The sequence below is a fragment of the Marivirga arenosa genome, from assembly GCF_030503895.2.
GTDB classification, from domain to species: domain Bacteria; phylum Bacteroidota; class Bacteroidia; order Cytophagales; family Cyclobacteriaceae; genus Marivirga; species Marivirga arenosa.
In genome coordinates this window covers 2,295,781-2,321,411 of the sequence record NZ_CP129970.2, presented here as the reverse complement: position 1 = coordinate 2,321,411, position 25,631 = coordinate 2,295,781, and the positions used below count along the sequence as shown (strand labels likewise).

General features: G+C 33.1%; 18 protein-coding genes. 2 read left to right on the top strand and 16 right to left on the bottom strand.

Going from position 1 to position 25,631, the window contains the following annotated elements:
* Nucleotides 1-3 precede the first annotated feature (3 nt).
* The 3 genes from hisS to QYS48_RS10185 form a co-directional block, all read right to left on the bottom strand.
* Nucleotides 4-1,380, bottom strand: a complete 1,377-nt coding sequence (gene hisS / locus QYS48_RS10195; RefSeq protein WP_308355820.1) for a histidine--tRNA ligase — start codon at nucleotides 1,378-1,380, stop codon at nucleotides 4-6.
* Between the two features lie 155 nt (nucleotides 1,381-1,535).
* Entirely contained in the window at nucleotides 1,536-2,153 is a 618-nt protein-coding gene (locus QYS48_RS10190; RefSeq protein ID WP_308355819.1) for a rhomboid family intramembrane serine protease, read from the bottom strand.
* Nucleotides 2,153-3,133, bottom strand: coding sequence for a polyprenyl synthetase family protein (locus tag QYS48_RS10185; protein ID WP_308355818.1), 981 nt, complete (start codon nucleotides 3,131-3,133; stop codon nucleotides 2,153-2,155). The genes QYS48_RS10190 and QYS48_RS10185 overlap by 1 nt, the downstream gene beginning before the upstream one ends.
* Nucleotides 3,134-3,490: 357 nt before the next feature.
* Here QYS48_RS10185 and QYS48_RS10180 point away from each other — a divergent pair, with 357 nt between their 5' ends.
* Nucleotides 3,491-4,126, top strand: coding sequence for a peroxiredoxin (locus QYS48_RS10180; protein WP_308355817.1), 636 nt, complete (start codon nucleotides 3,491-3,493; stop codon nucleotides 4,124-4,126).
* Between the two features lie 79 nt (nucleotides 4,127-4,205).
* Here the strand turns inward: QYS48_RS10180 and QYS48_RS10175 are convergent, their stop codons facing one another.
* The 3 genes from QYS48_RS10175 to QYS48_RS10165 form a co-directional block, all read right to left on the bottom strand.
* Complete coding sequence (locus tag QYS48_RS10175) at nucleotides 4,206-4,748, bottom strand: hypothetical protein (protein ID WP_308355816.1); 543 nt, start codon at nucleotides 4,746-4,748, stop codon at nucleotides 4,206-4,208.
* A gap of 162 nt (nucleotides 4,749-4,910) precedes the next feature.
* The gene (locus QYS48_RS10170; RefSeq protein WP_308355815.1) at nucleotides 4,911-6,620 is read right to left on the bottom strand and encodes a M3 family oligoendopeptidase; all 1,710 of its coding nucleotides are present in this window, start codon (nucleotides 6,618-6,620) and stop codon (nucleotides 4,911-4,913) included.
* Nucleotides 6,621-6,692: 72 nt separating this feature from the next.
* A complete protein-coding gene (locus QYS48_RS10165; protein WP_308355814.1) occupies nucleotides 6,693-7,799 on the bottom strand; it encodes a ferredoxin--NADP reductase in 1,107 nt (368 codons plus the stop codon).
* Nucleotides 7,800-7,964: 165 nt separating this feature from the next.
* On the opposite strand from QYS48_RS10165, the gene QYS48_RS10160 reads away from it, so the two are divergent.
* Nucleotides 7,965-8,456 (top strand): hypothetical protein, encoded by a 492-nt coding sequence (locus tag QYS48_RS10160; protein ID WP_308355813.1) that lies wholly within the window; start codon nucleotides 7,965-7,967, stop codon nucleotides 8,454-8,456.
* Nucleotides 8,457-8,565: 109 nt separating this feature from the next.
* Here QYS48_RS10160 and trxA read toward each other — a convergent pair whose 3' ends face one another.
* The 10 genes from trxA to QYS48_RS10110 form a co-directional block, all read right to left on the bottom strand.
* Nucleotides 8,566-8,889, bottom strand: a complete 324-nt coding sequence (gene trxA / locus QYS48_RS10155) for a thioredoxin (RefSeq protein ID WP_308355812.1) — start codon at nucleotides 8,887-8,889, stop codon at nucleotides 8,566-8,568.
* A 123-nt stretch (nucleotides 8,890-9,012) separates the two neighbouring features.
* Nucleotides 9,013-9,540, bottom strand: coding sequence for a DUF3347 domain-containing protein (locus QYS48_RS10150; protein WP_308355811.1), 528 nt, complete (start codon nucleotides 9,538-9,540; stop codon nucleotides 9,013-9,015).
* Nucleotides 9,541-9,582: 42 nt separating this feature from the next.
* Complete coding sequence (locus QYS48_RS10145; RefSeq protein ID WP_308355810.1) at nucleotides 9,583-10,281, bottom strand: hypothetical protein; 699 nt, start codon at nucleotides 10,279-10,281, stop codon at nucleotides 9,583-9,585.
* 18 nt (nucleotides 10,282-10,299) lie between these two features.
* Nucleotides 10,300-11,523 carry a permease gene (locus QYS48_RS10140; protein ID WP_308355809.1) on the bottom strand — a complete coding sequence of 408 codons (1,224 nt, stop codon included), beginning with the start codon at nucleotides 11,521-11,523 and terminating at the stop codon, nucleotides 10,300-10,302.
* A 53-nt stretch (nucleotides 11,524-11,576) separates the two neighbouring features.
* On the bottom strand, nucleotides 11,577-13,286 hold the full coding sequence (locus QYS48_RS10135) for an efflux RND transporter periplasmic adaptor subunit (protein ID WP_308355808.1): 1,710 nt from the start codon (nucleotides 13,284-13,286) through the stop codon (nucleotides 11,577-11,579).
* Between the two features lie 31 nt (nucleotides 13,287-13,317).
* Entirely contained in the window at nucleotides 13,318-14,583 is a 1,266-nt protein-coding gene (locus tag QYS48_RS10130; protein WP_308355807.1) for a TolC family protein, read from the bottom strand.
* Nucleotides 14,584-14,618: 35 nt separating this feature from the next.
* Nucleotides 14,619-18,539 (bottom strand): efflux RND transporter permease subunit, encoded by a 3,921-nt coding sequence (locus tag QYS48_RS10125; protein WP_308355806.1) that lies wholly within the window; start codon nucleotides 18,537-18,539, stop codon nucleotides 14,619-14,621.
* A gap of 79 nt (nucleotides 18,540-18,618) precedes the next feature.
* The gene (locus QYS48_RS10120; RefSeq protein ID WP_308355805.1) at nucleotides 18,619-19,050 is read right to left on the bottom strand and encodes a hypothetical protein; all 432 of its coding nucleotides are present in this window, start codon (nucleotides 19,048-19,050) and stop codon (nucleotides 18,619-18,621) included.
* A 255-nt stretch (nucleotides 19,051-19,305) separates the two neighbouring features.
* Entirely contained in the window at nucleotides 19,306-22,125 is a 2,820-nt protein-coding gene (locus QYS48_RS10115; RefSeq protein WP_308355804.1) for a PD-(D/E)XK nuclease family protein, read from the bottom strand.
* Between the two features lie 44 nt (nucleotides 22,126-22,169).
* Nucleotides 22,170-25,418 (bottom strand): UvrD-helicase domain-containing protein, encoded by a 3,249-nt coding sequence (locus tag QYS48_RS10110; protein ID WP_308355803.1) that lies wholly within the window; start codon nucleotides 25,416-25,418, stop codon nucleotides 22,170-22,172.
* Nucleotides 25,419-25,631 lie beyond the last annotated feature (213 nt).

The following is a 25,631-nucleotide window of genomic DNA, read 5'->3' as shown; positions in this document are numbered from 1 at the left end:
GTTTTAAAAATGTTTCAATATGCTATCCAAATTAAGGTTATCCTGAGTTCCATCCTGCATATTTTTAAAAGTAAGTTGGCCGGTTTTCACCTCTTCTGAACCAACCAAAATCACATATGGAATCTGTTTATCATTGGCGTACTTCATTTGCTTTTTTAGCTTTACTGGCTCAGGATACAGCTCCGCTTTAATGTTAGCATTTCTTAATCTTTGTAGAACCTTCAAACTATATTTCCAGCTTTCATCATCAAAGCTAACAATTAATACTTGAGTGCTACTCTCGGAATTTTCAGGGTATAATTCTAATTCATCCAATACATCATAAATTCGATCTACACCAAAAGAAATTCCTACGCCTGACACATCAGGCAAACCAAAAGTATCGGTTAAGCCATCATATCTACCGCCTCCACAGATGCTTCCCATTTTTACATTTTGTGGCTTTACTTCAAAAATAGCCCCTGTATAATAGGATAGCCCTCTTGCTAAGGTAACATCTAATTCAAGTTCTGGAACATTGGCCCCAAATGAATCTAATATATCAAAAACTTCATTTAACTCGGCTAACCCTTTTTGCCCTACCTCAGAGTTTGAAAGGAAATCCTTTAAAAATGCTAACTGATCTTTATTACTACCCGATAATGAAAATAAAGGACTTAAGGTATCAATAGCAGATTGTTCAAAACCTCGCTCAGTCAATTCTTCTTTTACCTTTTCTTCACCAATTTTATCAAGCTTATCAATTGCAACTGCAAAATCAGTTTCTTTCCCTGCAGCACCCATTACTTCAACTATACCCGAAAGAATTTTTCGATTATTGATTTTTATAGCATAATCTAAACTATCAGGCTTTTTAGTTTGCAGAAGCTTGAAAACTTCTTGAATCATCAAAACTATTTCCGCTTCACAAAGCATTGAATCTGTACCAATAGCATCTGCATCGCATTGATAAAACTCTCTATATCTTCCTTTTTGAGGTCGATCTGCTCTCCAAACCGGTTGAATTTGGTAACGCTTGAAAGGAAAACTCAAATTATGTTGATTCATTACCACATAGCGAGCAAAAGGAACAGTCAAATCATATCTCAACCCCTTTTCAGAAATTTTAGGTTGTAGTGTTTTAGAATCTTTTAGGTCTGATTCCTGAGTTTTTGAAAGAAAGTCTCCAGAGTTTAATATTTTAAAAAGTAATTGATCGCCTTCATCACCATATTTCCCCTGCAAAACACTTAAGTTTTCCATAGCAGGAGTTTCTATTGGAGCATATCCGTATTTTTGATACACCTTTTTGATGGTATCTAAAATGAAATGCCTTTTAGCCATTTCTGCTGGTCCAAAATCACGAGTTCCTTTAGGTATTGAAGGCTTTTGCTTACTCATTTCTTATTCTTTAATTTGGCGCAAATCTACGAATTTTGTTATAAAAATCTGCCTTTAACAAAAGTTTGACCCAAGTTTCACTCACTGCTCTTCTTTACTAGCCGTAATTAAAAAAGCAAAGCTTTAAAATGAATTAAAGCTTTTGAATGGATTAATTAGAAAAGACTGAACGTACTCAGCTGATCTATAAAATGAGGAATCACTCCAGGCCAAATCGCAACGGTAATCACTAAACCATATAAAGCACCAAATAAATGAGCATCATGATTAATATTTCCAGCTTGCCTTTTCCCTTGATAATAGGAATAAATAATATAAATAGCACCGAATATAAAGCCTGGCAAGCATAAAATCCCATATAAACATAAATCAGACATTGGATTGAAAAGAATACTGCTGAAAACAACAGCAGAAACTGCCCCTGAAGCACCTAAAGCATTGTAATTTGGGTTGTCCTTATGTTTTATTAAGGTTGGAATATCTGCTATTACGATAGCTGATAAATAAAATGCTACATAAAGTATAGTTCCATAGCTACTGATCTGATTAAAATAAAACTCTACTGCATCACCAAAAAAGTAGAGTGTTAGCATATTGAAAATCAGATGCACATAATCCGCATGTAGAAAGCCTGAAGTAATCAGTCTGTAAAACTGTTTTCTATGCACTACTTGATATGGATTAAACATCCACGAATACATTCTTGTATGATTATTAAATGCAGGAATACTGATAATACAGGTAACAATTATAATGATTAAAGTAGTACTCATTATTGCTCTCTATTTATTAAATAGGTGAAAAATTCTTTTATGATTTCTTTCTTTTCATCCACTGCTTCCAAATCAGATAAATTCTGAAACGCCTTCTCGAAATACTCATTCATCTTTCTTTCTGTTAGCTCTTTTATTTTTAGCTCATCATAAATCTTTCGAACTGCTAATACTTTCTCATTCTTATCAAACTCCTCCTTTTGTAGCCAATCATTAAGCTCTACTTTGTTTTCACCTTGTGCTAATTCTTTTGCTTTTATTAATAAATAAGTCTTTTTGTTTGCAATGATATCCCCTCCTACTTGCTTGCCAAATTTATCTTGATCAGCATATACATCTAATAAATCATCCATCAACTGAAACCCAATTCCCGCATTTACTCCCATTTGATAAAGCAAAGCTTGATCTGCTACATTATCCATTGCCAGTATACCTCCAAATTCTAAACTAAAACCAAGCAAAACTGCTGTTTTTAGCCGAATCATATTGATGTATTCCTTTTCTTGTACAATATCTTCCTCCTCAAAATTCATATCAATTTGTTGGCCTTCACAAACCTCTATTGCACATTGATTAAATTTCTCAAGAATTACCTTCAACTTATCAGCAGGGCAATATTCAATTAACTGTTGGTAGGCTTTCACCAACATTACATCACCAGACAAAATAGCAACAGGGCTATTCCACTTTTCATGAACTGTTTCTTTCCCTCTTCTTAAAGGAGCATTGTCCATGATATCATCATGCATCAAGGTGAAATTGTGAAAAACCTCAACCGATACAGCTGCAGGGATTATTTCCTTGGGTTCCGGATGATAAAGCTGATAAGCAAGCATAGTTAAAAGAGGTCGCATTCTTTTCCCTCCTAATGACATAATGTAGCGAATAGGCTCATATAATTCTTTGGGCTGTTCACCAAAATTTTCTTTTTCAATTGCTGAGTTAATTGATACTATATATTCTTTAATAGATGCGTTCATATTCAAATTTTAAAACCTAAATATAGCCTTAATTAAAAGCCAGAAAAATGAAAACTAGCTAAAACTAAAAAGGATTAAAGTTTTTGACTGAAATAGTGTAGAATAATTTGATCCTTCACTTTCTTCTCAAGACCAAATCTGATTTCAGTAAGAATTTTTGTTATAGATATTTTCTATTTTATTATCCAAAATATCAATCTATTCTTTTAGAGTAAGAATTGCTAAAAAATAATGATAGCCTTACCTTTGCAACTCAATTGGACGGGAGGTTTAGTAATCATTCGATTTTGACCTTCTGATGAATTGAATTAACAATTAGAAATTTAATTTTTTAAATCTAAAACTTAAAAGAATAGTATGTCTTTAGTAGGAAAAAAAGCCCCAGTATTTAAATCAGGAGCAGTAATTAACGGAGAAGAAATAGTAGAAGATTTCTCATTAGAGCAATACATCGGACAGAAGGATGTAATCTTCTTCTTCTACCCAAAAGATTTCACTTTCGTTTGCCCAACTGAGATATTGGCATTCCAAGAAAAATTAGCTGAGTTCGAAAAAAGAGGTGTTGCTGTTGTAGGTGCATCTACTGATACAGAAGAAACTCACTTAGCTTGGTTATTAACTCCACAGGAAAATGGTGGTATCGAAGGTGTTAATTACCCATTAGTAGCTGATGCTTCCAAAACTATTGCTAACAACTTTGGCGTTTTAGCTGGTGATTGGAATTATAATGAAGAAGGTGAATTAATTTTCGAAGGTGCTCCAGTAGCATTTAGAGGTACATTCTTCATCGATAAAAAAGGTATTGTTCGTCACGAAACTATCAATGATTTACCATTAGGTAGAAACATTGACGAAATGTTAAGAATTGTGGATGCATGGCAGCACGTTGAAAAATACGGTGAAGTTTGCCCTGCAAACTGGGAAGAAGGAAAAGAGGCTATGCAAGAATCGAGAGAATCTGTTTCTTCTTACTTAGCAAAAAACAAAAAATAATCGAATTGATTATTAAAAATAAAACCTGCTCTTTTTAAGAGCAGGTTTTTTTATGTTCATCGCCTAAAATGCCATTAGCTTAAAACCAAGAGATTTTATACTCATCGAATTCATCCCCGTCAGCTACTGATTTAACGTACTCTACTTTTGGACTCACTGCCTTGGTTTTTCTAATTAGCTCATCAATTAAACCAAATTGTAAAGTACTATTAAATGTTTGAGTTCTTCTCATGATGATATGCTTAGGAGCTGTTTCCAAAATTTCCCATCCTCTTCCTTCAGGATCTTTAATCATCATGGATGCTACTTTTGCTAAACCTTCCATCATTTCTTTTGGAGAAGCATCACTAGTAATTAAACCATTCGCTAACATTCCAGAATAAGCCGTTGCGCCAATCTTTCTTCCTAACCTTCTTGTATTAGCCTGACCTATTTGTGACTCAATCCAATTACACATTGAATTATAAGTCTCCATAGGTACAAATTTCATTGCGCTAGATAAGTCTAACCCATTTGCCATTCTTTTTAGCTCTCTTTGGTAAGAGTCTTTGCCTTCATAAAGATCTATAATGTCTTTTACGAAAGCTGATGATAACGTAACCCCCTCTGTTGAATTATTCATAACTTTATATTTTTTCTTCAAAAGTACAAATTGAATAATTACGACATAAGGGTTAAATCACTTAGAAATGTATAGGTAAAATTACTTATTTTTAATTTTTTGACTAATCCATCAACTTTTTAATGGTCTACTTTCAACTAAATTTCGAAGCTTTAATAATTGCTAAATATTTCCCATCTCTGATTTAACAAAATTCATCAATTGACTAATATTTTCTTTACTAAAATCAAACTTAATATTTGCTTTTTCATATACCTCTGGAATTGACTTTGTGTATCCAAGCTTTAATGCTTCCATATAAGATTCCAATCCTTTTTTAGGATTATCCTTAAAATTCTTCCATACTGCAATTGCGCCCAATTGAGCCATTCCGTATTCGATATAGTAAAAAGGTACTTCAAAAAGATGCAGTTGTTTATGCCATAAATAATCCTTTATCTCTTCTAAATCTGACCAATCTGTAAGGGAATCAGAAAAGGTGTCAAATATTTTATTCCAAGCTTTTTTTCTATCTTCTAAGGTATGATTAGGATTCTCATACACCCAATGTTGGAATTTGTCAATGGTAGCTACCCAAGGAAGCGTTTGAATAATCCCTTCTAAATGTTCTGTTTTGGCTCTTTTTAGTTCTTCTTCATTTTCAAAAAATACGTCCCAATGATCTAAAGTAATCAGTTCCATACTCATTGAAGCCAATTCCGCTATTTCAGAAGGCGGATTCTTAAATTCAGTCAGTTCTAAATCATTCATTAAAAAAGAATGCACAGCATGCCCACCTTCATGTAAAAGCGTTACCATATCTTGCAAAGTGGATGTAGCATTCATAAATATGAAAGGTACTCCTGTTTCCGATAATGGATAGTTATATCCGCCAGGTGCTTTCCCTTTTCTGGATTCTAAATCGAGATGTTTCATCTCAATCATTTTCAGCAAACAATCGCCTAAATAAGGATCGAGCTTATTAAAAACTTTAATGGTTTTAGCCGTTAAATCTTCAGCATCATTAAAAGGCTTTAATGATTCCTTACCAGAAGTATCAACCGCTTTATCCCAAGGCATTAAAGTGCTTAAATCTAATTTCTCTTTTCTTTCCTTTGCTATTTCATTCAATAAAGGAACCACTTCTTCTTTCACTGACTCATGAAAATCGAAGCAGTCTTGAGGTGTATAATCGAATCTACCCATTGATTTGAACTTATAATCACGGTAGTTCGCAAAACCAGCATTTTTAGCCACATCTGTTCTGAGTCTTATAAGCTCAGAAAATAATTCATCTAATTTTGATTTATCCTCTAATCTTCTGTTGGCTATTTTTTTATAAATGCTTTCTCTTAATTCTCTGTCCGTTGACTGAAGCTTAACTGCTGCCTGTTGAAGAGTTAATTGCTTACCTTCATATTCAATTTCCATTCCGCCCAATATGGCCCCATATTTCTGGGAAAGACTTGATATTTCGGTTTCTAAGGGAATATTTTCTTCTCTAAAAATTTCAACATCTTTCTCCATTTCTCTGATCATGATGTCAAAACCATCCTTCTCTTTTACAGCTGCAAGGAAAGGAGATGATAATGCCTTACGATTTAATTTATCATTGTATGGAGCTATATGTGGTTGAATATTTCTTACAAAATCTTCAAATGATTCAGCTAGCTTTTCATCTGAAGTATCACATGTCATTTTGATATATCGCCAGGCCATTTCTTCAGAAACAACCGCCTCTAATTCACTTAATTTATGAAACCAAGACTCTAATTCTTTTCCTGAATTAATTTCATCATTCAGCAAAGTCTCAAAATAAGGCTTTAGTGTTTCCCAGTCCTTTACTTTAAAATCTTTTGGTAAATATTTTCTTTCGGGTATCTGAAATTCCATAACTGATCTTTTGAAAATAAAAAAAGAGGACACTGTCCTCTTTCACTATTACTGATAATTTAGTATTATGTTTTATCCTATTTCGATTTTAACATCGCTTGAAGTAGGGTGTCCAACACAATTCAATACAAAGCCTTCCTCTTTTTCAGCTTCTGATAATCCTTCATCCTCTTCCATTTCTACAGTACCAGATAATAATTTCCCTCTACAGGCTGTACACAAACCACTCTGGCAAGAAAACGGCAAATCAATATCTAAGTCTAGGGCCGTTTCTAATATTGTTTTACCAGCAGGAACAGGGAATTTGTGTTCTTCACCATCAAACAGAATAGTCACTTCATATTCTTCTCCTCCTTTTGATTCAGGTGCTTTTTTCTCGGCTTTATCAATGGTGCCCTGAACAAAACTTTCCTTAAATACATTTGACTTATCTACACCGAAATTTTCCAGATAGATCTCAACATTTTTCATCATCCCTTCAGGACCACACATTAAATATTGAGTTTGATCATTGCCCCAGTTTGGAATTCTATCTAAAATCTTCTTTAGCATTTCCTCATTCAACAAGCCAGATTCACCTTGCCAGTTAATAGGCGCATCATCCAATATATGAATGACGTGCATTCTACCTTCATATTGATCTTCAAGCTCATCAAACTCTTTCTTGAAAATTACTGATTCAAGATTTCTGTTAGCATAAATTAATGAGATAATGCTATCAGGTTCAGCATGAAGTATTGATTTTGAGATTCCCATCATTGGAGTAATACCACTTCCTCCGGCAAACATAATCAAATGACGTTTTTTGCTAGCGTCTACAGTAGTGGTGAAATTACCCATTGGCTCTAATACCTGCAGCTTATCACCTTCTTTTAGGTTGTCATTCAAATGGTTTGACATTTTACCATTCTGAACTCTTTTTACTGTTACCGCGGGATAATCATCAACCAAGGGTGAAGTACATAAGGAATAAGCCCTTCTTACACTTTCTCCATCTATATCTGTTATAAGTGTTAGAAATTGACCAGCCGTATAGGTCATTTCCCATTCAGGCTTCTCAAATTCTATGATGATAGAATCTGCTGTTGCATTAATCACCTTACGAACAGTTAGTTCTTTATATCTGCTTGATTTCTTAGTTTCTTTATCTTCTTTCTTTTTGAAAAAATTAAATGCCATTCCTTTTAAGTTTTATTTGAGTTAACTCAATGTTTCCATAATAGTTAGACAAAATTAATAAGCTTTATCAATTAATGCTCATTAATTACAAAAATGCTCATAAAATCAATAATTTTAGTAAACTTTCCTTTTCATTAGTTAGTTAAAAAATAAAAAATTGAGATTATGGCAAGACCGAATATAAAATTAATCAACGCGATTAGGACTGCAGCCAAAAGAATTAATGATGGTACGCATTATCAATGGGGGCATATGGGAGGTTGTAATTGTGGACATTTAGCCCAGGAACTAACCCCATATTCTAAAAGAGAAATTCATGAATATGCAATGCGTAAATCAGGTGATTGGACTGATCAAGTTCAAGATTACTGTGGCACCAGTGCTATGCCTATGGATGAAATCATTTCAAGCATGATGGAATCTGGCTTGAAAAGAAAGGATATGATCGATTTAGAAAGATTGAAAAATCAGGAAGTAAGAAGATATATGGGAGACAGAGGTGTTAAGCTTTATCATAACAATAAACAAGATGTAGTTGATTATATGATAGCTTGGGCTGATTTGCTAGAAGAACAGCTTTTATCTGATATTCAATTACCTGAAAATATTCAAAAAGAAGAGCATATCTCTGTTGAAGAGTTAAGTCCTGTTGAATAATATTTCACTTTTTTAAATATACTAAGCCTGATGATTTCAGGCTTTTTTATGCTGCTATAAAAAAAAGGGATGTGAAAACATCCCTTCATTTATAGTATATCATAAAATATTATGCTATTTGAGCATCAATTTTGTCAGCCAATACTTGTTTAGGCACTGCACCGATTTGTTTGTCAACTACTTCACCGCCTTTAAAAACTAATAATGTCGGTATACTTCTAATACCAAACTTAGCAGATACATTTGGGTTTTCATCTACATTCACTTTACCGATGACAGCTTTACCATCATAATCTCCGGCTAATTCTTCAACTAACGGACCGATCATTTTACATGGTCCACACCACTCAGCCCAAAAGTCAACCAAAACTGGTTGATCAGATTTCAATATTTCTTCAAAATTGCTGTCAGTTATTTCTACAGTACTTGCCATTTTCTTTTTATGTTTAATTCTGATTTTCGAAACGTAAAGATAGAAAAATTTGTTGCTACATGTATTTCAATTTCAGTAACAAATGTCACATGAGCGACTTTTATTGTTATATAACAAGAAATATTATAGCTTCTCTTCTACTTTACCACATTTTAACATTTTATCTCCAAAATATGGATTTCTAATTTCTTCCTCATCACTTAACCAAAAAGCACCCTTATTGTTGAATGCCATTGGGCAGAATTGCTTATACACAGTTTGCTCTTTATTATCAGAGTTTTCTTTCACTAAAGAGTAAACTTCCTTACTTAAGTCTTCAAATCCTTTTCTTATTTCTTCAACATCTTCTTTTTCATGCATGCTTTCAGAAATAGATTTAATTTGTTCCATTTCAGAACTTACAGATTCCAATAATTTAGCTAGTGAAGATTTCGCTTCTTTCGCATCAGTATTTACTAAAGCATCTTTAACACTGAAGTATGAAGACAATATACTTTTTAATTGCTCAGAACTAACTTCTGCTCCTGCTTTTAATACTACTTCTTTTTTAGTCTCCTTCTCTTCTAAAGTCTGGTTTTCAGATTTCTTTTCTTGATTACATGCAGATATCGCAACTGTTAATGCGATAATGGATAAAAATACCTTTTTCATTTTATTAAGATTTATAATAGTTACAAAATTAGTTTATAATGTTTACTTATTAAGTTTTTTATGACTCCATTTGGTACTTACAAAAAACAGTAAAAAGCCTGAGCATACGGTAAATAAACCAAAGAGTGAAAAAACACGAATTAACAAATTATTGAAATCATCTCTTCCTTCATAATCCATTGTATGGGACATCCATAGAAAATCAAACCATCGCCAATCTCTATGCCTAAGGGTTTTAAAATCACCCGTTTTTACATCCACATAAGCTGCAATGGATTCATTTCCTTTAAAATTAACTTGCCAAACAGGCAACTCTCTTCCTCTATACTCATGATGAGGCCCAGTGCTTTCTAAAAACTCTACAGTCTCAATTTCATATTCTTCTTTTACTCTTGACCTCACTATTTTTTTAGCTTCGCTTTCAGAGATTTCAGATTTTACCTCACCAGTTTTAGCATGAATTAATTTCGAATCATTAACCCATAGATAGGGTTCCGAATTGATAAACTTCAATTCCATAGACGAGACAACTGATGAATCTATACTTAATCCCAATTCCTTTGAATCGATAGAATTTACAATATCTGTTTCTTTAATAAAATGATCACCGTGAATCTCATCTATATCAGTCCAAGTAAAATAAAGGCCACTTATCGTCCAGAACAGGAACTGGATTCCAATAATCACACCTAAATAACGATGTGTTTTTCTTATATAATATTTATTGTTTTTCCTTCTCATTGCATAAAACTAAAGAGATTAATTGATATAAAAGAAATTTAAAATTACTCCTACAGTAAGCCATGCATACGCTAGGAAAGCAATATATTTCAAAGTCTTCTCTAAGGCAGGACTTTTAGGCGCCATTTCTTTATGATACATCACATCCTTACCCTTTACAAAACCAAAATATATCAAAATAGCTGAAATGAATAGAAAGCCTAAATTCATATAGAATGTATAATTGAACTTAAAAAATTCTTGTTCAGCAATAGAAACTGAATCAAAAGAAGGTAAAACATCCAACCACTGAAATCCATAGTGTAAACCTAAAGAGGCCACAATCAATGAAGTGAATAGTAAGAACAAAATGAAAAAACTCATTTTCCAGCCATAATATTTGGCATTAATTCTTAATACCGGAAATACGACCAAATCGCTAAAAATAAAAGCCATAACGCCCGCAAAACTCACTCCCTTACCAAAAAGTAAAGCTGCTAAAGGAATATTCCCCATTGATCCGATAAAAGTTAAAAAAGCTGCAAAAGGACCAATTAAAACATGTTCTAATAATGTGAAAAAGCTAAATGAAGCTGTTTTAGTATCGGTATTGATGAACAAGGTTTGAAAAAAACTATCCGGAACAAAAGCTGCTACAATTCCTGCAATCGTAAAACCTATAGTAACGTCTTTCCATACCATTTTCCATTCCATGAAATATTGTTTCCCTACTTTTGACCACTCCTTTTGAGATTTTATTTTCTCACTGAATGATTTATCATCACTGTGATCATGTTCATCAGAACCTAAATTTTCTTTTGCCTTCTTTATTAATTTTTGAGGTTTTATAATTTTAATCAACAACCAACTCACTAAGATCAAAATTATACCCCCAACATATTCCCCAACTACAAATTGCCATCCTAAGAATATAGAGATAACTATCCCTAGTTCAATTACTAGATTGGTTGACGAAAGTAAAAAAGCGATGGAGGAAACAAAGCTCGCACCTTTTTGAAAAAGTGATTTAGCAGAAGCAAGTGCCGAAAAGCTACAGGAACTGCTTATAAAACCAAAAAAGGTGCCTAAGAAAACAGGTTTGGCTCCTTCACCACCCATGGTTTTCTGCATTTTTTCTTCTGTAATAAAAACTTGAATGAAACTACTAATGGCATAACCTATGATAAAAGCCCAAAGTGCCATCCAAAAAAATCCAATTGTTGTAGAGGCGGCATCCGCCCAGTTCATTAAAAAATCATTCATAATAATTAGTTTAAATTTTAACTATTTATTCATGTTCAAAAAAAGTCTTAATGTCACTTCAATACTTCTGTTACTTCACCGCAACTGAGCATACTTGAACCAAAGTAGGGATTTACTATAGGTTCTTCTCTACTCAACCAATCGGCTCCTTTGTTATTATCTGCCATTGGGCAATGTTGCAAGTAAAGCGTTTCATCATGTGGTTTGAATGATTTGGTTAACTGAATCATCCAATCTGATAAAGCTATGAAGTTTTTTCTCAGCCCTTCTATATCTTCATGATGATGTATATGTTCCAGTATTTTATCCATTTTCTTATGATATCCCATCCATATTTCATGAGAATCATTCTTAAAAGCTTTCATATTAACATTTTGAAAAGCTGCCTTTAATTCTTTTGATTTAGTAATTGCAGTCGAAAAATCATCTTGTGTTAAGGCATCTTTTAATTCAAAATAAGAATCAAAAAGTGGCTTAAGTTCAAGCTTAGCTTCCTTAGTAAGTTCAACTGACTCCATATTTTCAGCACTCATCATGCTAGGCTTTCCGGCTAGTTGTGCTGCGGCATCAATGCTAAAAGTACCGGCAACTGCAATTTCTTCTCCCACATTCAATCCTGATTCTATTACAAAGCTATCGTTCAGAGCTAGTCCTAATTCTACTTCTCGCATGGTGAAGCTAATACCTGCTTGAGTCTCTTCCTTCACATATACAACCGATCTTTTACCCGTCCACATTACAGCTGACTTTGGCACTACAATAGCCGAACTGTCATATTGTTTGAATTCAATATTTGCTGAAACCAACATTTCGGGTTTAAGTAGTCCGTTTGCATTTTGAATTGTAGCTCTTGCTTTTACTGTTCTACTTTTGGCATCCACTATAGGCGAAATAAAATCAATTTTTGTAGTGAACTCTTTAGAAGGGAAAGGACGAGCATGAAATTGTACCTCACTTCCCATTTTCACAAATTGAAGATCTTGTTCATAAACATCTACATAAACCCACAAGCTAGATAAATTATCCAGTTCGTATAAAGACTGCCCTTGCTTAACATATTCTCCCTCAGTAACATTGATCTTCGATATATAACCTGAAAAATCAGAAATGATATTGAATTTTTCTTTTACCGTTTCAGCCTCAATAATGCTTTGAATTTGCTGATCTGATAATTTCCAATTTTTAAGTTTTTGTTTTGCCGCTTCAAAATAGGTTGGGTTATTTTCTCGTTGCTTATAGGCAAGTAATAATTCCTCTTGGGCTGTAAGAAGCTCTGGAGAATATAACTTTCCTATTAATTGGCCCTTTCTAACAAACTCGCCTTCATAATTAACATTGAGTTCTTCTACCCTGCCTGAGAAATGCGCTGATTGAGTAAAATCCATATTTTCATTTTCTTGCAACTTCCCTGTAACTGAAATTTCCTTTTCAATCATAGCTTTTTCAACTACTGCAGTTTCTACACTTGCTAATTTCATAGCAGTTGAAGACATACTCACGGCATTTGCACTAAATCCGTCTTGATTATCCGATTCTGAAAGCGGTATTAAATCCATTCCACAAATTGGGCAATCCCCTGGTTCATTTTGTCTTACGGAAGGATGCATAGAACAAGTCCAAATTTGACTTTCTGCTTCCATATTTTCTGAATTACCGGCTTGCTCATGTTGATGATCAGAGGAACCATTTAGGAAATAGCCTATTATAGTTCCTACTACAACACTTACTAAAATGATGATGATATTTATTTTATTTAATTTCATGATCTTCATGATTTAATTCTTCTTAATATTATTAAAGCTGTCTTTTTGAAGTCAAGTAATTATACTTTTCAATTAAAGTGGCTTGTTTTGCTTTTGCTAAAGTTTCTAGCTTTTGATATTTCAATAATTGTTGTCTGCTTCTTAATAACTCTTCAAATTCTACCCCAGAAGCCGCATAAGTTTTTTCCAATATTGACAGCGTATTATTTACTTTCTCAATCTGGCGCTGGTAAAGCGAAATGTATTCTGCCTGCTTATTAATCTCATAAACTGTAGAGGAATACTCTGTACTCAAATCATTAATCACATTTTGCTTTTTTAACTGGTATTGCTCCTGTATTAATTCTGCTTCCTTGACCTGAGCTTTATACTTTTTCCTAAAAATGGGTAAGCTTATACTTACCATAGGCATTAAAACATCCTGTCCATTATCACTTAAAGTGACATCATTTCTTTCACCTACCACCACATAATCTAGCCCAACTCCAATTTTGGGCAGTGATTGCTTTCTGATCGATTCAATTCTTTCCTGTGAAGATTCTCTTTTATAATCAATAAACTGAACTAAAGGATGACTTTGTAAAGCTGTATCCACAGACATTTCTGGCTCAAAGCCTTTTACATCTGGAATTGAATTAAACTCAGGCTCTGTTTCCGAATTTAAAATATTCTGAAAAGCAGTCAATAATGGTTGATACTTATCTTCAAGAAGAGATAATTCGGTTTCAGCATCATCAATCATGATGTCCACACGAAGAACATCCACCATACTAGCTTTAGAACTACTCAGTTTTCGTTCTGATAAAGCTTTATATTCATGGAGAATTTCAATATTCTCTTTTTCAAGTTTTTGCAGTTCCTGATTTTCAAGAATATCATAATAGGATTGAGCTACTTTCCAATACAGTTTATTTCTGCTATCCAAAAAATTCTGAAAGTATGCTTCCGCTTCTAAAGCGGCTACATTTTCATTGGCTTTTAAGGTACCAAACCATGGGAACATTTGACTCAAACTAAACTTTGCCAGTTGGGGCCCTACTCTAGTTTCTACTGGTGAAATAAAATATCCAATTGAAAAATTTGGATCTGCCAATGTTGAAACTTGAGGTAATTTTTGAAGAGCAGCTTCATATGCTTTATAATCCGATTGTAAACCAGGATTATTTTCAACTGCAATTTCAAAATATTCTTGAACCTTCATTTGACTTTCCTGAGCATACGAACTGTGTGAAAGCAACAGTAATGAAATCATGCTCAAGAAAAATTTATAATATGTATTTTTTATTGATGTATCCATTTTCATCTATTTAATCATCTAACGATTAGATTTAATTAGTCATCTTTTCTCTTTTTCAGCTTACTTTCTTCTTTAATCGCATACAAAACGGGTATAAGGAAATAAGTAATAGATGCAATTAACATCCCTCCAAAGGCTGGTATAGCCATTGGCACCATAATATCAGAACCCTTACCAGTGGAAGTTAAAATCGGAAGTAAGGCAATAATGGTCGTAGTTGATGTCATTACAGCTGGCTTAATTCTTTTTTGCCCTGCTGCAATTACCGCTTGCTTAACATCCTTTAAAGTATCTGATTTTCTTTTAGCAAAACTCTGATCAAGATAGGTAGCCATTACTACACCATCATCTGTAGCAATACCAAACAAGGCTATAAATCCAACCCAAACAGCCACACTCAAATTGATAGTTTGAATCTGAAATAAGGATCTGAAATTAATACCGAACCAGTCTATATTTAAAAACCAGCTTTGATCATATAACCATAACATGATGAAGCCTCCACTGAATGCTAAAGCAATTCCTGTGAATACCATGATACTGGTTAAAACTGATTTAAACTGAAAATACAGTATTAAGAAGATTACTAAAAGCACTACCGGAACAATGAAGCTTAATCTTTTCTCTGCTCGAATTTGATTTTCATAACTTCCTGAGAATTTAAAATTAACTCCTGCTGGCACCTCTATCTCACCAGCCTCTATCTTTTGCTGAATCAATTTTTTGGAATCTTCCACTGCCGTAACCTCTGCAAAGCCATCCTTTTTATCAAATAATACATAGCCAACTAAGAAGGTATTTTCACTTTTAATAGCTTGAGGTCCTCTCTCATATCTTATATCTAAAATTTGTCCTAAAGGTATTTGAGGACCAGTGGGTGTACTGATTAGCATTTTCGATAAATTCTCAGGATTATCTCGCAGCTCTCTAGGATATCGAACTCTAACAGGAAAGCGTTCCCTACCTTCAACTGTATTGCTAATCACCATTCCGCCTATGGCAGTTTCAATAAACTGTTGAACATTTTCAACACTTAATCCATATCGGGCAATCTCTTGTCGATCAATATCCAATAACATATATGGTTTACCCACTATACGATCTGCAAAAACCGCTTCAGATTTTACAGAGTTTACCTCTTTCAACACATCCTCTAATTCCAAGGAGAATTTCTCAATTGAACGCAAATCAGGACCAAATACTTTAATCCCCATTGGGGCTCTCATTCCTGTTTGAAGCATAACCAATCGTGTTTCAATAGGCTGTAGTTTTGGAGCTGAAGTAACACCTGGGATTTTGGTAGCTTTGGCAATCTCATTCCATATATCATCCGGAGTTTTAATATGATCTCTCCAGTTTCTAAAATAAAGGCCATCCTCATCTGGAATCAGGAATTGTTTATAATTACCATTTACTAGTTGTTCAATTTCAGTTTGAATTGTTTCTTCTAACTTCTCTCCTTCCGAATTAAGGAATTTCCTATTATTTGTAGAAAAATAAAGCTCATCAGAAACACCTTTTACTGATTTCAAACGCTCTGACTTAATAGCATAATTACCATCAGAATTAACTTCAAACCTCTGTCTTTCTCCTTTTTCATTTAGAATAAATTCCGGCCTGTAGTTAATGACATTTTCGAACATGGAAACCGGTGCTGGATCTAAGGCAGATTGCACACGACCTAATTTACCCACTGTAAGTTCAACCTCTGGTATATTCGTTAAGATCATATCCAACTGACCTAAAACTTTGCGATTGTAAGCAACACCCGAATGCGGCATTGAAGTTGGCATTAATAGGAAGCTTCCTTCATTTAAAGATGGCATAAATTCCTCTCCAATTCCAGGAAAGGTATTGGAAATGGCAGTCCATGGTTTTGATTTTTCAATATCCCAACCCAATGCATTAAAACCATTTGCTATAAATCCGAATACTGTATTAAACCCTAACCAAATCACAAGACCTAGCATAATTAGAGCCACTGGGATTGATAGAAATGTCTTTTTATACTCTAAGCATAAATTTAGAATTGATTTGTAATAGGCTTCAATTAAAATAAAGACTACTAAAATCAACCCAACTATTAGTCCAACAAAAATAAAATTAGAAAGAATTGATTTGGCAGGCCCAAGTGGTAGCCAATATTCAGCCAATAACCATAAAACAGCAAATAAAGTGATAATAATATCTGCTTTATCTATAATCCACTTTATTATGAAATGAAGAGTTAAACCTCTTTTTACCACAAGACCTTTTATAAAGCCCATGATCCCAAAAAGCAATAAAACCACAGCTGCCCAATTGTGGCCAAAAATCAATAATAAAATACCTGCAACTGTTAACGCTGGATTGACTAGTCTACTTACCCATTTATTTTTTGGTTTCAATCCAAAAAACAAATGGGCTAATGCAGGAAGAATTAATAAACTCACCAAAAGTGCAGCTACTAAAGCAAAAGTCTTCGTAAATGCTAAAGGACTAAAAAGCTTTCCTTCCGCAGCCTGTAGAGAAAAAACAGGTGTAAAACTGACAATAGTTGTTGATACTGCAGTTAAGATTGCACCTGAAACTTCAGAAGCTCCTCTGTAAATAATATCAATTAATGAATCCCCTTCATTAGCATCATCTAAGTGCTTAAGAATATTTTCTGTTAGGATAATACCTAAATCGACCATAGTACCAATAGCAATGGCTATACCTGAAAGGGCCACTATATTGGCTGTAACCCCCACATAGCGCATGGCTATAAATACAATTAGTATGGCTATAGGTAATAAAGAAGAAATTAAAAGTGAGGCTCTGATCCTGTAAACCATTATAGTAATGACCAATATTGAAATCAGAATTTGCAGGCTAAGTGCATCTTCAAGCGTATTAAGCGTTTCATATATTAAATCTGACCGATCATAGAAAGGTACAATGGTCAGCTTACTTTCAGTTCCATCTGCTAAAATTTTAGAAGGTAGGCCTGGTGCTATCTCATTTATTTTTGCCTTAACATTATTGATAACTTGCAATGGATTTGCTCCATATCTTGCCACTACTACTCCCCCAACTACCTCAGCACCATCTTTATCTAATACTCCTCTCCTAGTTGCTGGCCCTAAGCTTACACTTGCTACATCTTTTATTCGAATAGGTGTATTATTCTCAACTGCTACTACAGCCGATTCTATATCTTCTTTATTCTTAATATACCCTAAGCCACGAACTAAATATTCAGCTTGGTTTATCTCTATAGTTTTAGCGCCAACATCTCTATTAGAATTTTTAACAGCGGAAAGAACTTTTTCAAGAGATATATTATAGATTTTTAAAGCATCTGGATTTACATCAATCTGATATTCTTTTACAAAACCTCCAATTGATGCTACTTCAGATACATTTTCAGCTGCATTTAATCCATATTTCACATAATAATCCTGAACAGATCTGATTTCATCCAAATTCCAGCCTCCAGTGGGATTTCCATCTTTGTCTCGGCCTTCAATAGTGTACCAATAAACTTGTCCTAAAGCAGTGGCATCAGGCCCTAAAGTAGGCTGAACTCCTTCAGGCAATAGACCTTGTGGAATAGAATTCAGTTTTTCCAATATTCGTGAACGGGTCCAGTAGAATTCATTTTCTTCATTAAAAATGATATAGATACTCGAAAAGCCGAAAATTGAAGAACTTCTGACAGTTTTTACACCTGAAATACCTAGTAAATAGGTGGTTAACGGATAAGAAATTTGATCTTCAATATCTTGGGGAGAACGCCCCTTCCATTCTGTGAAAACTATTTGCTGATTTTCACCATAATTAGGAATAGCATCAACTGGAACCGGATCTGATGGCAAGAAGTTAATATTCCAGCCAAAAGGAGCTACTGCAATTCCCCAGGCCACAAGACCTATCAATAAAATAAAGGTGACTAACTTATTATATAAGAAAAATTTTATAATTCGATTTAACATACAATTACCATTGATTTAAACATAGATATTTTATCAAAGGAGCATTTGCTCTCTTCGCTTGTTTAAAGCAATGGTAGTATTAAATCAAAAAGCTTTGGTAAAGTACTTCTAAAGAGGCTTTATATAGTGGGGGGCCGTCAAAATATACGAAACTAATTCTTGCCTGATTGTCTAGTGGACTAGAAAACAAATAATTAACCAATACATAAATTACCGAAACAAAAGAAGATCCAGACTTAAGAATTGAATTACTTTCTTTCTCTTGCTGAATATCGTCAACTGCAATTTTTTGAGTTTCGGTTTTACAGCATCCTTCTTTATCAGCTTCATGCTTATGGCATGCTGGCATTTTTTTATCATCCTGATGATGTGTGCAGTGTTGGTCACTTTCCGACAAAGCCACATCTTGCAGATTATCACCACAGTAGTGCTTATACATCACCGCACCTAAGCTTGTACTCAATACAAGAAAGGATAAAAATAGTGCTAGTATAGTTTTCTGCTTTGGCATGAATTTCAATTACGAATGTAAATGTAAAAGGTTTTAAATGAACATAAAAATATTACACTATCCAGATGATTTTAATAGAGCAATAATATTCATCTAGGTTAAGAAATAATAAACTTTTAAAAAGTTCTTATATAAAGCCCTGAATTTGAAAACTATTTATTCTCAATCAGGTTTATAGAAAAGTTATTTCAGATAACAATTTAGTTTTCATGTTCAATTAGGTTTGGCGACACGTTTAGTTCACGTGTCGCTTTTTTATTTATTGCAAATTGTTCTATAAGGACAATACGTACAATTCTCTATTTTACTGGTTTGATCGAATTCTTGATCGCTATTAAATAATTCAGTTAAGATCTTTTTCAATCCTTCTTCAAATTCCTCCATCAATAAAACTGCATTATTTATTTGCTTAGAATTCATCTTTAGTTTTTCTGAAAAATCATTTTGAAATAGCCCTTTCCCATTGTATAAACCAGGCATAACATTCTTTTCTCCATCATAATCAGGAGATTTTATATATAAAAATGAATACATCAGAGTTTGCATAGCAGCACCATTTCTGTCTTTATGGTCTCGATCAAATAAGCTTTCAACATCTGGGAATTTTACTTCATCCCCACCAGATTTATAATCAATAACTCGGATGGTATTTTCCTTTTCATCCAAACGATCGATAGAACCTTTCATTCTGATGTTACGACCATTATCCAATGATATTTTGTGTTCAAATTCACCCTCCACAGCTTTTACAGTAAAAGGAGCAATTTTGACATCATAATCAAGAATTTGGGCTATCATTCTTTTCACCACATCTCTAATGATGATATTTCTTCCTTCAAATTTATACTCTTTTACATCTTTCCCTTTTCCGTATAAATCAGCAAATTCTTTACGAACTATTTTATCTATATCATTTTTTAATAAAATGATTTTATTCTGATCCAGCGGTTCTCCTAAAACGCTACCATAAAGCTCCTCCATGGTATGATGTAAGATATTACCAAAGTCAGCTGCATCTAAATCCTCACTTACCTCTTCCCTTTCTTTTAAACCCGCTATGTATTTAAAATAAAACTGAAGCCTACAGTTTAGGTAAGTTTTAAGTGCTGAAGCAGATAAGTATCTTTCATTTGAATATTGATCAAGGATTGAGCGAATCTCTTCATTTTTTTCAATACTGATAGGGTATGATTCTGCTGCTTGAGGATCTTGATTTAAATTTTGAAGTTTTATTTTATCAGACTGAAGACCTAATTCATATTGTAATTGTAAAAGATAACGACTAGGTTCTCCTCCTTTTCCACCAGTATTATCACTATTATACATTAAATTAATATCCTTAGATCGCTGAAGAAGTCTGTAAAATAAATACGCATAAATAGCATCTCTTTGCTCTAAAGTAGGAAGGCCGTAGGCTTTACGAATATTATAAGGGATGAAAGATTGATTATTAGCACCGCCAGGAAAATTGTCCTCACTAATACTTAAAAAATAAATGTGATCAAAATCCAGATTCCTAGATTCAAGTACACCCATAATCTGAATCCCCTCAAGCGGCTCTCCTGAAAAGGGCACTCTTATAGATTGTATAATTCTATTAAACAATCGTATAAAGGCATTGATATCGAGTGATAGATCAAAATCACTAATTATTTGTTCTAACTGACTTATTTGTTTGTATATCTCAGCAATAAACTCTTGTTCAGTAGTTTCTATTTCCTCAGAATGAACAAATTGCAATATATTCTTTAAGTAGAGAAAATAATTTTCTGATCCATCTTTGAATAAAATCTTTATCAGCTCATTGTGTTGTTGAGTTTCAAGGAATAAATCCTCTAATTTCAATCGAATTAAATTATTGCTTTCAATATGTTGGATGAGTGATTTCGCTTCTTCCTCTAATAAGTTCCCTACAAATGGATGCTTCAATACTTTTAACACATCTCTGTGATTGAAGGAAATTTCGTCTTTTTCAGTCCTACTATTTTTCTGTAAATGTAGACAAGTATTCATTAATTGATAGATGGAAGCAAAACGTAATGGATAGCCCATGGTAACATTTACCTTTTTGATATTTTCAGGTAATGCATACAAAACGGGGAATAGTAGACTTTCATCCCCTAAAATTATTACAGTTTTCTCAGGAGATTCTAAATTTTGCTTCAACAATAATTGCCCTAAAAATTTTGTCTGTGCAATATTTCCTTTTATCTCCGTAATATTTATTTGAGGTGTATTCTCTAAGATTTTATTAGGCAAGTCAGAAGGCATAGTCATTCCTAAAATACTATGGTTTGCATATTCCCTGAAAAAATTTCCTGCCTCTTGATTAATATTTTCTTTTGAAGCATAATAGGCATCTAAATCCCAAAACACTTCTGCTCCATTTTTAACCGCTTCAGAAATAATGGCTTCTTCGGTTTTGGTTAAGGCGTTAAATCCAGCAAAAATTAATTTATCAGATATCCTTTCTTTACCTGAAAGTAATTTATCAGCATAAATCCTATACAATAAGCCATTGTAAGCCTGTTTATGTTGTAATAATTTATTTCTGAAATCTTCATAAACAGGGTATAAGATATTCCAATTACGTGTAAATTTCTCTTGGGCTTCTTTGGGTTTTGCTTCAAAACTTCTCCAAAATTTCTCTATCAATAGAAGTTGTTCTTTTGTTAAGAAATCTGTGTCTGATAATTTTTTCCATTCGAATAAATTAGCAAATAATGGCTTAGCATCAGCCATATAATGATCCACATCATTAAAGTCTTTTACCAACATATCCCCCCAGAAATAGAACTGCTCAAAATCTTCCTTAAAAGGAGCATGTTTTTGAAAAACTTCATGTAAAGTAAACACTAAACTGAGTTGATCAGGAACAGCATATTCACTTTGCTGTTTCACAAAATCCTCTATCGAAATCGATTCTGGAGCCCAAATGGGCTTATTTATCAATTTCCTTAAGGCAGTATTAAAAAATAAACTAGCTCTTCTATTGGGAAAAATGATAGTATAGTCGGAAATATTTTCTCCGTATTTATGGTAAATATTTTGAGCTACTTCTTCTAAAAATGTCATTTTGATATCAATTATTTTTGATATTTATAAGGTTATTTATTTTACTAAACTTCTAAAATTTCAAGAGGATCCAGATAAGCCAAATGAGCCGTTACTTTTTGATAGTCCATTTTTTTCAATGTCTTCTTATAAAAGTTTAATTGCTTTTTGTCTGCTTCAGATTTTTTACCTGTTTTGAAGTCTAAAATTCTGGCTTCATTTTCTTTTATTAAAACACGATCCAATCGGATCAATGATCCATCTGGAAGTAAAATCGGAACCTCGGTTTTAACCTGCCAATCCGTTTCGAACCATTTAAGCAAATCACTTCCTTTCTCCAGATTTGAACTGACAATTTCCTGAATATCATTAAAATCACTTTCGGACAATGATTTCTCTGTCTTATACTTATCAAGCAGTACAGGTAGCTCTTGAATATCATTTAACTTTGATAAAATATCATGCACATAAATTCCAAAATCTGTTCTAGATATTCCTGAATCATCCTCTATAAGTGCATTAGATTCTTTTATTTGAAGCTTTTTATGCCAGTTATGACTTTCGTAATAGGTCAAATTTATAGACTCATTAGTAGCATCATCTTTATTTCGATTAACCTCTTTTGCAATTGAAACTAATTCTTCATCACTACCTATTTGCAGTCTGAATTCTTCTATATTCCAATCAGAATGTTCAGAAGCAAACTCTTGAATAAGTTTTGATATATAACCTATTTTACTTTTAGCATTTGAATTCACAATCAAAGCATCTCCTGCTCTAGTCATGGCAACATATAACACATTCAAATTATCTAAATAGCTTTTTACTTCTTCCTGCCAATACGCATTTTCAAAAACTGAATTGATTAAAGAAGAACCATGTTTTACTGGCAAATATGAAATTTTATCAAAAGGGGTTCCGTTTGTATTCACCCAAAGTGTTGGGGCCATTAATCCGTTCGGACTCAGTTGCCAATCCAATAATGGAATCATACATACTGTAAATTCCAAGCCTTTTGATTTATGAATAGTCATTAATCTAGCTGCATTTTCATCGGATTGTAATTTTATCGCATAGGAACTATTATTCTGCTCCCACCATTCCATAAAATCAGGTATGCCGCCTTTATTCCCAAACTCTAATAAAACATCTTGAAAAGCTGACAAATAAGCCTTTTCCTGCTGAATCTTTTTCAATTCGAAAATTTGAATTAATTGCTCGCTCATCTCTAGCAAGCTCAAACTCATTAATTGCTTTTGAGAGGATAAGAATTGTTCTGGGATCAAATCATCAGTTGAGTTCTTTTTAACCAATTGATGAGTTGCCTGATTTTCATTCAGAATGATTTGATGGTAATAAAATTTAATCTGTGCTAAGGCTATATCATCTTCGGTGTAGAGATAATTAAAACAGTTTAAAAGAAAATTCACAATGTGAGCACTTGAAAGTAGGAGAGTTTCATCTGAAATAATATTATAATGATAACGCTTCAGTTTTTCAGGATTCTCTTTTTTGTAGGCCTCAATATAGTCTTGAATCTCAATCCCCTCAGATTTTTTTCTAACTAAAACTCCAACTTCTTTTAAATTAATACCCGCATCCTGAAGTTTTTCTAAATCTGAAATGAATTTTGAAATCGCTTTAGCTTTCCAGCTAATTTTATCTCCATTTTCTAATACTTCCTCTTCAAAAAACTGCAGGTCCACATATCCATCGAATGGATACTTATCTTTCTTTTGTTGAACTACCTCATGATAAGCAGCGGGTAAATCTTGAAGTAAATGTTCGACATCCTCTGAAAATTGATTGGTCTTCTTACTGGTCGCTTGGTTAATAATTAATTCTGGAAGACTAGTAAATAGATCATTATTAAAATCTATAACATTAGGCTTACTTCGAAAATTATGAGTTAATTCTTTCTCTTGATAAAATGCAGTTGGTATGTCATCCTTAAGGCCCTTTAGTAGAAGTCTCCAATCACCACCTCTCCATCTATAAATAGATTGTTTTACATCTCCTACCACTAAATTTTCATTACCTTCGGCTAATGAGTTCTCAATTAAGGGTTTAAAATTTTGCCATTGTAAAGTTGAAGTATCCTGAAATTCATCAATTAGAAAGTTATCATAAAAACTTCCCATTTTTTCATACACAAAAGGACTTTCTGTAGGATCAGTACCTATGATTTCATTTAAAAACTGAGTGGTGTCTGATAAAAATTGTATTCCTTCTTCTTGTTTATAATTCGCAAGTCTTTGATTAAAGTGTCGAGTTAATCCTATTAAATAAATATTCTTATGGATATTTACAGCTGTTCTATAATCGCTACCTTTTTTCTTAATAAACTCAATCGCTTCATTAAAATAATCTAACAATCCCTCTTTAGCAGTTTGAATAATTAGCTCTTTATGAGTAGAAGTTTTTGCTGCTAAAGTTTCACCTTCAGAATCTAAAGCTTTTTTAACAGTACTATTTACAAGGTTTGCTAAATCATAATTTTTAGTAGTCTTATTGATCTTATTAAAAAAGTTTGGTGCAGATCTTCCTTTACCACTAAAATCATCTAGGCTTAATCCCTTCGTTTCTATTAGTTTTAAAGCCTTCTTACTAATTCCATCTAACGTATTTTCAAAACTGGCAATTATTTCCTGAATATACTTTTTAAATGCGTCAAGCTTTTTATAATCACTCAAGTCATAATTTAAAGCCTCTTCTATAACTTTAAAATCATCTTTTAATAGTTCTTCAGTAAATGATAGTATATCATTTCTCACATCCCATCTTCCTTTATCTTCTAACTTATTGATAGAAAAATCAATTACCCAGTTCTTTAAAGATACATTATTGGGATCACTAATATCTTCTAACAATAAATCCAAAACTGATTGACGAACTTCATCAGTATTCAATAACAGCTCACCATCACCCTGAATACTTAGTTCTCTGGCAAAGGAACGGGTTACATTTTGAAAAAAAGTATCGATTGTTTGAACTGAAAATCTACTATAATTATGTAGAATGGCGCTCAAAAGATCTTTTGATTTCTGCTTTACTTGGCTATCGTTAATATTCAGATATGCTTTTAGCTGTTGAGCCATAACTGAATCCGTAGAGCATGTAAATTCAAATAAATTTTGAATAATACGCTCCTTCATTTCTTGAGTAGCCTTATTTGTGAAGGTTACAGCTAATATTTTTTTGAAATGATCAGGAAACCGGAGAGCGAGTTTTAAATATTCTTTTGTAAGTGTGAAGGTCTTCCCACTTCCTGCAGATGATTTATATACTTTAAACAATTTATCTTCCTCTTGCATAAAGGAAAATTAATTGAAGTAGAAAGAAATAAAAAGCAGTTAGTTTAATATATTAACAAGTATTACAGCAGAAGCTATAATACACTCAATACTAATTACTATTGCTGAGATAATATCTCCTGTGGAACTAGCATCGATAAACGATTTATATTTAACTTTTACATTCAAAACTTCTCCCCTATTATAAATATCTTGTTAAGATAACAAATATAA